This is a genomic window from Methylobacterium sp. CCH5-D2 (assembly GCF_001556475.1).
GTDB lineage: Bacteria > Pseudomonadota > Alphaproteobacteria > Rhizobiales > Beijerinckiaceae > Methylobacterium > Methylobacterium hispanicum.
The window spans coordinates 1-6,514 of the sequence record NZ_LSIX01000621.1; the positions used below are offsets into that span (position 1 = coordinate 1).

The 6,514-nt window shown below is 65.6% G+C and carries 7 protein-coding genes and 1 tRNA gene; 5 read left to right on the forward strand and 3 right to left on the reverse strand.

All coding sequences use genetic code 11. The features are described 5' to 3' along the window. Nucleotides 1-473 precede the first annotated feature (473 nt). Together AX737_RS16610 and AX737_RS33365 are read left to right on the forward strand one after the other, a co-directional pair. Nucleotides 474-1,346: a calcium-binding protein gene (locus AX737_RS16610; protein WP_066923280.1), complete on the forward strand. Its 873-nt coding sequence runs from the start codon at nucleotides 474-476 to the stop codon at nucleotides 1,344-1,346. Nucleotides 1,347-1,899: 553 nt separating this feature from the next. Continuing rightward, nucleotides 1,900-2,220, forward strand: a complete 321-nt coding sequence (locus tag AX737_RS33365) for a hypothetical protein (protein ID WP_156453786.1) — start codon at nucleotides 1,900-1,902, stop codon at nucleotides 2,218-2,220. Here AX737_RS33365 and AX737_RS32165 read toward each other — a convergent pair. Further along, a protein-coding gene (locus AX737_RS32165; protein WP_156453787.1) for an IS5 family transposase occupies nucleotides 2,183-2,988 on the reverse strand; the annotation gives its coding sequence in 2 pieces (ribosomal slippage) (nucleotides 2,183-2,664 and nucleotides 2,664-2,988; 807 coding nt in all). The two genes, AX737_RS33365 and AX737_RS32165, sit on opposite strands and share 38 nt — an antisense overlap. A gap of 311 nt (nucleotides 2,989-3,299) precedes the next feature. After that, nucleotides 3,300-3,375, reverse strand: a tRNA-Thr gene (locus tag AX737_RS16620). Between the two features lie 201 nt (nucleotides 3,376-3,576). Between AX737_RS16620 and AX737_RS16625 the strand changes: the two genes are divergently transcribed. Genes AX737_RS16625 through AX737_RS16635 form a run of 3 tightly spaced genes read left to right on the forward strand, consistent with a single transcriptional unit; the run spans nucleotide 3,577 to nucleotide 5,158 of the window. After that, nucleotides 3,577-4,053, forward strand: coding sequence for a TerB family tellurite resistance protein (locus AX737_RS16625; RefSeq protein WP_066923283.1), 477 nt, complete (start codon nucleotides 3,577-3,579; stop codon nucleotides 4,051-4,053). Further along, nucleotides 4,050-4,445 (forward strand): CidA/LrgA family protein, encoded by a 396-nt coding sequence (locus AX737_RS16630; protein ID WP_066923286.1) that lies wholly within the window; start codon nucleotides 4,050-4,052, stop codon nucleotides 4,443-4,445. The genes AX737_RS16625 and AX737_RS16630 overlap by 4 nt, the downstream gene beginning before the upstream one ends. After that, the gene (locus AX737_RS16635; protein WP_066923289.1) at nucleotides 4,442-5,158 is read left to right on the forward strand and encodes an LrgB family protein; all 717 of its coding nucleotides are present in this window, start codon (nucleotides 4,442-4,444) and stop codon (nucleotides 5,156-5,158) included. The genes AX737_RS16630 and AX737_RS16635 overlap by 4 nt, the downstream gene beginning before the upstream one ends. Before the next feature lie 124 nt (nucleotides 5,159-5,282). Here AX737_RS16635 and AX737_RS16640 read toward each other — a convergent pair whose 3' ends face one another. Then, nucleotides 5,283-6,377 carry an NAD(P)/FAD-dependent oxidoreductase gene (locus AX737_RS16640; RefSeq protein ID WP_066923292.1) on the reverse strand — a complete coding sequence of 365 codons (1,095 nt, stop codon included), beginning with the start codon at nucleotides 6,375-6,377 and terminating at the stop codon, nucleotides 5,283-5,285. Nucleotides 6,378-6,514: the final 137 nt, after the last annotated feature.

Sequence of the window (6,514 nt, forward strand, 5' to 3'; positions counted from 1 at the left end):
GAGGGCTAACGCCGCCGCACCTCAGCCGTGCCAGACGTTATGGGTCCGCGACCTAATGCGGTCGTTTCCTCCCAGGCTCCGCCCGCCCGGCTCACCGCCCCGGCGGCCCTATTTGTTGAAGAGCTTATGATCGGACTCAATTTGGCTGCTCTGCACGACAGCCTCTCGATTGCGATAGAGGTTCGCTCAGCACCATGTGGCGTCTCAAATCTCCCTGCCATGTGTTCCATCTAGGTTTGGAAAAAACCATTCCAGATATGACACTTCACTTGCGTACCATATTATCTCAACTAGTGATCGCAACTTACTCGGGAAAAAACTCGGCGATATCGCAATTATACAACAGAGAAAAACCGGTAAAATTTGACATATCTGATGGCGGCCCGGGCATACGCGCGTGTTGGACAATGACCATTTGGCCGGACATCGGCCACAGTCCTCCGCCGATTGTCCCCAACATAGGATTTCCTACCATGGCTCTGCTCAACATCGGCTCCCTGCTGAATGGCACGGCTCAGAACAGCGTTCTCGACCTTGGCGTAGTCGCAAATCTGCCTGGGGTGGTATCCCTTGACGGCGCCGTCGATGTGCTTACCCCAGCCGGCACAGCCCTCAACGTCGATGCCGACCTTCAGCTGCTCAGCGGCACCGATGTGGGCGACGTGCTGGACGCGGTTCTCGGAGGTGGTTTGATCTTCGGGCAGGACGGCAACGACACCCTGAACGGCAACGCCGGCAACGATGTCATGGACGGCGGCAGCGGCGATGACACACTTTTCGGCGGCCTCGGCAACGACACCCTGCTCGGAGCAGGAGGGAATGACTTCATCGATGGGGGGAGCGGAGACGACTTGATCTTTGGTGGCCGCGGCTCGGATACAATCGTCGGAAACGGCGGACGAGACACAGTTTTTGGCGGACAGGATACCGACTTGATCAACTATACGGCCTCGCCAGATGGAGCGATTTTGCTCGGAAACATGGGGAATGATTTGATCTATGGTGGGTCCGGCGCCGACACCATCTTTGGCGGCCAGGACGAAGACAGGATCTTCGGCGGCGGCGGAGATGATATAATAAACGGTGACCTCGGCAACGACATCATTACGGGAGGTTCTGGCGCGGACCGGTTCGTGTTCAACAACCCGATTAACGGGCTTTTGAGCGGATCTGATCGCATCACCGACTTCAACGCTGGGGCAGGCGACCGGCTTGCGCTGAACGGGCAGAGCTACTTTCTCAGCAGCGACGCGAATGGCAACGCTGTCCTCACGCTCTCCGGAGGCGGCAACGTAACCCTCGAGGGCGTCGCAGCAGGCTCAGTCCAGAGCAGTTGGTTTGCCTAGTCTCCAACTACTCAGAAGCTAAGGCCGATCTCAGTTCGCACGCCGACAGGGACTCGGCGATGGTCGGAACGTTGCTGACCGACCTGTCTTCATGCGCTGTATCGACCCAAAAGTCGATTTCCCGCGGGCCTTCCTGCCATTGCGCCATAGGTAGGGAGATCCGCGGGAGGCTCAGCCTCCGAAGCCCCGCCGTGGCGGGTTTTTTCGTCGTCGCTGGTCTGGATGGTCGGCCGACACATTATCACGAGTATCGGCCTTTGGCTCGGGACCAGGCTCGATTGCGCAGTGAACAAGCCGCTTGTTACAGATGCATGAAGGGTCGGCCCATCGCCAAGCCCACTTCCGGCGCGTGTCGCCTGATGGCCCCCTCCGGCGCCGGCATCTGCTGGACATTTCAGCCCGCGCGGCCTCGCCGCGGCGGGTTTTTTCATGTGCACGCGGCCTTCAGGAGAAATAGCCCGGTGCAGCCGGGATAGATTGGCACTTAACAGAGATGTGATGGTCGCGTACCGTCCTCCCAAATTCTAGCCTCTCGGTCTGTGAGGAGATGTTCATGGCGCTCGAGCTTTTTGGAACCTCTGGACCAGATCTCTTTGAGAGCGGCGAAGAAGAGGAGAGGATTAACATACAGGGGAACGGCGGCGATGACGTTTTCAACATCAAAGGCGACGACGACGGCATCAATGAGTTTAGCGTCACGGCGGGTAGTGGCAACGATGCGCTAAACGTCGATTACAGCAACGGCACGTTCGACGCGGGTGCCGGTACAGACACGCTCGACCTTATCGAGGGGCGTGTGACGTTTCTCGGCGGTTCAGGGGTGGATACCCTTAGAGTCAGGGGCAAAACCGTTTGGCCTGAGCGTGGCAGATGAGGGCGCAGGCGAGCGTCGTGAAGGCGAGGTGCAGTTCGGCGCGGCGCTCGTAACGGATAGCGAGGCGGCGGAAGCGGGCCAGCCACGCCAGGGTGCGCTCCACGATCCAGCGGTAGCGTCCCAGGCGCTCGCGGCTCTTGATGCCGCGCCGGGCTATCCGAGGCGTGATGCTGCGGGCCCGGCACTCGCGCCGACAGCGGCGATGATCGTAGCCCTTGTCAGCGTGCAGCTTGTCTGGTCTGCGTCGCGGGCGACCGCGCCGACCTGTGCGCACGCCCGGCACCGCATCCAGCGTGGCGGCCAGCATGCGGCTGTCGTGGCAGTTGGCCCCGGTGAGCCTCAGGCCGAGCGGTGTGCCGTTGGCGTCCACGACAAGGTGGCGCTTCGTCCCCGGCTTGCCCCGGTCCGTCGGGTTCGGGCCCGTCGCGAAACCCCTTTTTTTGCGGGCAGGCTGGCGCTGTCGAGAGCGGCCCGCGACCAGTCGAGTGCGTCCGCGTCCTGAAGCCGCTCCAGCATCACGCGGTGGAGCGCGGCCCAGACGCCGGCTGCCTGCCATGCGGCCAGCCGACGCCAGCTCGTCTTGCCGCTGCAACCGATCTCCGCGCGCGGCAGGTGCTTCCACTGCATGCCGGTGCGCAGGACCAAGAGAATGCCGGCCAACGCCGCCCGGTCCGAGGCACGAGGGCGGCCACCTTGCGGCTTCTCAGGTTCAGGCGGCAGAAGCGGCTCGATCACCGCCCAGAGGTCGTCAGGTACGAGAGCGTCCATGCCCTCTCAACCCGCCCAAGCCAGTTTTGTCCCACGCTCTTATCCAGGCAGTCGAGCATGTTCGCGTGCGCCCTCTGCCAGTGCTCGCCGTAGAAGCCGGGGCATGCCGACTTGCCCAGGCTCAGACGATCCGAGCCGGAGCGCCACGTGTAGAGTAAAGAGATCGGAATGGCGGGGCGAGGTGCGCTTACATCGGCGCGGCATAGGGGAGGGCAGGTCGGCCAGCTATCGCGCGGAGGTCACATCCGCTCCGCTGCTTACTATGGGCTTGCCGACGCTATATTACGGTAACCAATTGTAGGACTAAGCAATGGTGCCGCAAGAGGGATTCGAACCCCCGACCCCCTCATTACGAATGAGGTGCTCTACCAGCTGAGCTATTGCGGCGGCAGCGGTCACGCGATGGCGATCCGTGCGGTGGTAGGCTCTTAGCCGCCCCGACTCCGCTTGGCAAGACGGTCGGTGCCGGTTGGGAGAGGTGATGCTGCGCTGCAACACCTGTGACGCGCAGGGTGCCCATGCCCGGGTCAGTCTTGACCGGGGCCGGGGGCGCCGGAAGTCTACTGGTTCTGCCTTCGGGAGCCCACGATGCCGCTGCTCGCCCGTCTGCGTGCTTACGCCGCCGAGGCCTTCGGGACGGCCGGGGGAGGGGAGTCCGTGGACGACACGCACCTCGCCGCCACCGCGCTCCTCGTTCACATTGCTCGGGTAGATGGCGTTCTGGCCCCTGCGGAAACCGAGCGCCTCGCCCGCCTCGTGCAGAGGCGCGACGCCGCCGATGCGGAAGCCGCGCGCGCTCTGATCGCCCGGGCGATCGCCTTCGATGCGGAGACGCGCGACGTGGCCGACCTCGTGGAGATGATGCCCCACGGGATGGACGAGGCCGAGCGCACGCGCCTCGTGGCCATGGCCTGGGCTGTGGCGGCCGCGGACGGCGCGGTCGGGGAGTTCGAGGAGGCACTGGTCTGGCGCCTCGGCGCGCTGCTCGGGCTCGAAGAGGCGGCGGTCAGGTGGGCGCGCGCTTGCCGGGAGCCGGACGGCGCGAATGCGGGCGGGGCGCGATGATCGCGAGTCTCTGTCTTATCCTGCTGGCGCAGCTCGCCGGCGAGGCGCTCGCCCGCGGGGCGGGCCTGCCAGTGCCGGGGCCGGTTATCGGCATGGCGCTGCTCCTCGCCTTCCTCGTCATACGGGATCGGGGCCCGCGCCCGCTTCGGCGGCTCATGCCAAAGCCCCTGCTCGACGGGACGCTCGAGGGAACTGGTCGAGGGCTGCTCGCCAACCTCTCGCTGATGTTCGTGCCGGCCGGCGCCGGTATCGTCGGCCGGCTCGACGTCGTACAGTCGCAGGGCCTCAAGCTCGCCCTGGTCATCGTGGTCTCCACCGGCGCGGCGCTGGCCGCGACGGTTCTGATCTTCATCGGCGTGCAGCGCCTGCTCGACCGGATGACCACGCGGTGAACGGGGATTTTGCCCTTTGGGTTTATCTCTCACGCACGCCGCTGCTCTGGCTGACAGTGACGCTCGTCGCTTATCTCGTGGCCGACCGGATCTCAGCCGCGACCGGACGCCATCCGGTAGCAAACCCGGTACTCATCGCCATCGCGATCACGGCCTGCGTACTGAAGCTCACTGAGACGCCGTACCCGACCTACTTCGCGGGCGCGCAGTTCGTGCACTTCCTGCTCGGACCCGCCACCGTGGTGCTGGCCCTACCACTCTACGAGCACCGTGCCACGGTGCTTCGCGCGGCCCTGCCGATGCTGGCGGCCCTCTGCGCGGGCTGCGCCACAGCCCTCGTCACGGCGGTCGGTCTCGCGCGTCTGCTGGGCATTCCGGAGCCGGTCATCGTCTCTCTCAGCCCGAAATCCGTGACCTCCGGCGTAGCCATGGGCATCTCGGAGGCGCTCGGCGGCGACCCGACGCTGACCGCCGTGCTGGTGATGACCACCGGCATCGTCGGCGCCATCTTGGTCACCCCGCTGATGCAGATCATGCGCATCCGGGACATGCGCGCTCGTGGCTTCGCGGCTGGCCTCGCCGCCCACGGCGTCGGCACCGCCCGAGCCTTCCAGGTCAGCGAGGTCGCCGGCACCTTCGCGGGCATCGCCATGGGACTCAATGCTTTCCTGACGGCGATCGCCGTCCCGCTGGCCCTTCACCTCCTCACGTAACGGGATACCCAAGGGCCTCGAGGCCCTTGGGCCGGGATTTGGGCCGCCGCCCCGATATGACCCTGCCACCCAGCAGAGGTCCGCCGTGGAACCGTCGAGGCCCCCGGTTCCCAGCAACCCGGTCTCAGGTCTCCAATCGGTTCGCCACGTCCTCAGCGAGCGATAGGCTCGCTGTGAGGCCGGGGCTCTCAATGCCGAACAGGTGCACGAGACCGGGCAGGCCATGCTCGCTCGGGCCATCGATGCGGAAATCCTGGGTGGCCTCGCCGGGGCCTGACAGTTTTGGGCGGATGCCCGCATAGTCCGGCACCAGGGCACCGTCTGGCAGGCCGGGCCAGTAGCGCCGAATCGCCGCGTAGAACACTGCGCCGCGCTCCGGGTTCACTCGGTAGTCGAGCCTGTCGGTCCACTCGACATCGGGCCCGAAACGCATCCGCCCGGCGAGGTCCAGAGTCAGATGGATGCCGAGTCCGCCCTCGACGGGGGCCGGGTAGATCAGGCGGCCGAAGGCCGGCCGGCCCGAGCAGCCGAAATAGTTGCCGCGGGCCAGCACAAGGCGCGGCACGCGCGCCGCCGGGTAGTCTTCGGTGGCGCTGGCAAGCGCCTGCGCGCCGAAGCTCGCGGCGTTGACGATCGCATCGAACGGGTAGGTGCCGGGGTCCGCGCCGCCGAAATGGGCGACCCATCCCGCCCGTGCGCGCGCGAGCCGCTCCACCGGTGTGCCAAGCGCGAGCGCGCCACCGTTGTCCTTGATCTCGCCGAGCAGCGCCAGCATCAATCCGTGACTGTCAACGATGCCGGTGGAGCCCGAGAGCAGGGCCGCGGTGCAGGCGAGGTTCGGTTCGAGCCGCCGTGCCTCCTCCGCATCGAGTAGGGCGAGATCCTCGACGCCGTTCGCCGCTCCCTGGTCGCGGATCGCCGCGACCTTTGCGGCCTCCGCCTCGCTGGTGGCCACGACGAGCTTACCGCAGGCCCGGTGCGCGACGCCCCGGCTCGCGCAGAATGCGTAGAGCATCCGCCGGCCGACCACGCAATGGCGGGCGCGCAGCGATCCGGTCGGATAGTACAGGCCCGCGTGGATCACCTCAGAATTGCGCGAGGATATGCCTGATCCGAAAGCGCCTGCCGACTCTGCCACGATCACGTCGTGACCGCGAAGCACCATCGCCCGTGCGACCGCGAGGCCTATGATCCCAGCTCCGACGACGAGAATATCCATCTTGGCTTAACCTGTCTCGATCACCGTGCGCGGATGACAAGAAGCCTAAGGTTGTGCCGCCTCGTGCTCGCGGGCGAGGCGTAGCAGGTTCTGGCCGTAATTCGTCTTGGCGAAGAGCTCGCCCCGCGCCACCAGCT